General features: G+C 37.1%; 1 protein-coding gene and 2 pseudogenes. All 3 read left to right on the top strand.

The window, feature by feature from the left end:
• Nucleotides 1-114 precede the first annotated feature (114 nt).
• Nucleotides 115-613 (top strand): annotated as a pseudogene (locus AFK68_RS37945) (2,3-bisphosphoglycerate-independent phosphoglycerate mutase); the annotation flags it as partial.
• A 1-nt stretch (nt 614) separates the two neighbouring features.
• Nucleotides 615-1,917: pseudogene (gpmI, locus tag AFK68_RS40865) on the top strand (2,3-bisphosphoglycerate-independent phosphoglycerate mutase); the annotation flags it as partial.
• 205 nt (nt 1,918-2,122) lie between these two features.
• Complete coding sequence (gene secG, locus AFK68_RS01875) at nt 2,123-2,356, top strand: preprotein translocase subunit SecG (RefSeq protein WP_094671187.1); 234 nt, start codon at nt 2,123-2,125, stop codon at nt 2,354-2,356.
• Nucleotides 2,357-2,484: the final 128 nt, after the last annotated feature.

The following is a 2,484-nucleotide window of genomic DNA, read 5'->3' on the forward strand; positions in this document are numbered from 1 at the left end:
AACTTATATTTTAATAAAATCAATCCAACTTATCATAAAGAAAAAAATACTAAAGTATAGTATTTTGAGACTATTCATTATAAAACCGAGATGAGGCATAAAAGGTAATAAATTATGAACAATGGTTCTATATCTCCGGTTGTACTAATTATTCTAGATGGTTGGGGTTATCGAGAAGACAAAGATGGAAATGCTATTACTGTGGGTGAAACACCTATAATTGATAGTCTTTGGCAAGCTTATCCCAAAACTTTAATTCAAGCTTCTGGAAAAGCTGTCGGTTTGCCAGAAGGTCAAATGGGTAACTCAGAAGTTGGTCACTTAAATATTGGAGCGGGGCGAGTTGTTCCCCAGGAATTAGTAAGAATTTCTGATGCAGTAGAAGATGGTTCAATAGCAGAAAACCAAGCTATTAAAAAGATTTGCCAGGATGTGATAGAGCGTAATTCTAAACTACACTTAGTAGGTTTATGTTCCCCTGGAGGAGTTCATTCCCATATAGACCATTTATTAGGTTTACTGGATATGGCTAAGGCCAAAGGAATTTCTGATGTCTGTATCCATGCCATTACTGATGGACGTGATACAAATCCTAAATCAGGAGTTCAGGTACNTATTAAAAAGATTTGCCAGGATGTGATAGAGCGTAATTCTAAACTACACTTAGTAGGTTTATGTTCCCCTGGAGGAGTTCATTCCCATATAGACCATTTATTAGGTTTACTGGATATGGCTAAGGCCAAAGGAATTTCTGATGTCTGTATCCATGCCATTACTGATGGACGTGATACAAATCCTAAATCAGGAGTTCAGGTACTCAAACAGATAGAATATCATACTAATCAAATTGGTGTAGGCAGAATTGCTACAGTTAGTGGTCGCTATTATGCAATGGATCGGGATAAACGATGGGACAGAATTCAAAAAGCTTATGAGGTAATGACCAAAGATGGTTATGGAACTGGTCTTTCTGCTTCTGATTTACTACAAAAGTCTTATACTGAAGGTATAACAGATGAGTTTGTCATCCCAATTAGAGTAACTCCTGGAGCTGTAGAACCTGGAGATGGTATAATTTTCTTTAATTTTCGCCCAGATCGTGCCCGTCAATTAACTCAAGCTTTTGTAGATCCAGATTTTAATGGGTTTGAGCGTCAACAAATTCAACCATTGACATTTTTAACTTTCACTCAGTATGATTCTAGTTTCCCAGTTATTGTGGCTTTTGAACCTCAAAATTTGAATAATATTCTGGGACAGGTAATTTCTCAGAATGGTCTGCGTCAGTTCCGGACTGCGGAAACTGAAAAGTATGCTCATGTAACTTACTTTTTTAATGGGGGTTTCGAGCAACCATTTGAGGGAGAAGACCGAGAATTAGTTCAAAGTCCAATGGTAGCTCATTATGATGAAGCGCCCGAAATGTCTGCTGAAGAAGTGACAGAAGTGGCGATCGCTGCAGTGAAAAAGCAAATCTATTCTCTAATTGTTATTAACTATGCTAATCCTGATATGGTGGGTCATACTGGAGTTATGGATGCTGCGGTAAATGCGATTCAGACAGTTGACAATTGTCTAGGAAAACTTTTAGAGAGTATTAGTAAAGCAGGTGGCACAGCGATTATTATTGCTGACCATGGAAATGCTGAATATATGTGGGATGAAAATGGCAGTCCTTGGACAGCCCACACAACAAATCCGGTTCCTTTTATACTTATAGAAGGAGAGGGACGTAAAATTCCTGGTCATGGGACTAGCGTATCTCTACGAAGTGATGGACGGTTGGCAGATGTAGCACCAACTATTTTGGAAATTCTCAATTTGCCTCAACCTGCTGAAATGACTGGAAAGTCAATGATTAATAAGGCAGAGTACGATCTTAAACAAAATCGTACTCCTATGCGAGTTGGTTTGTAATACCGTTTCACGGAAATTATCAAGTCAAAAGTCAAAAGTAAGATTTTACAGATTTAAGACTTTGACGGGACATTAGTTTCAGGAAATTATTTCACACTTAATGTTTGAAACTATTTTGTGACATCTTTAAAAGTGAATTGGTATCAGGTTTATCAACACTAATTATTAGTGATTTTTTTAAGTTTAAATAACGAGTCAGAAGATTATGAATGTTGTTCAACTTGCGGAAATTATCTGGTTTATATCCGCTCTTGGTATTATTATATTTGTCTTATTACATAGCCCGAAAGGTGATGGGATAGGTGGTATTGGTGGACAAGCTCAGTTATTTACCAGCACTAAGAGTGCAGAGATAACTTTAAATCGAATTACTTGGACTTTATCTGTGGTGTTTATGGGTCTAACTGTGCTTCTGAGTGCAGGTTGGTTGCCACAATAATAATTTAGAATTTAGAAGTTAAATTCTTGCTTTAGCTTTTTGTTTCATCCGTAGGGGTTTGGTCTCCAAACCCCCATTCATTGTATGGTTGCCACAAACAATAAGAATTCAGAATTTAGAATTTAGAA

Origin of the sequence: Hydrocoleum sp. CS-953 (genome assembly GCF_002260545.1) — a bacterium.
Taxonomy (GTDB): Bacteria; Cyanobacteriota; Cyanobacteriia; order Cyanobacteriales; family Microcoleaceae; genus Trichodesmium.

Coding starts and splice junctions, on each gene's coding strand:
- secG (WP_094671187.1), top strand. CDS start 2,123: ATGAATGTTGTTCAACTTGCGGAAATTATCTGGTTTATATCCGCTCTT.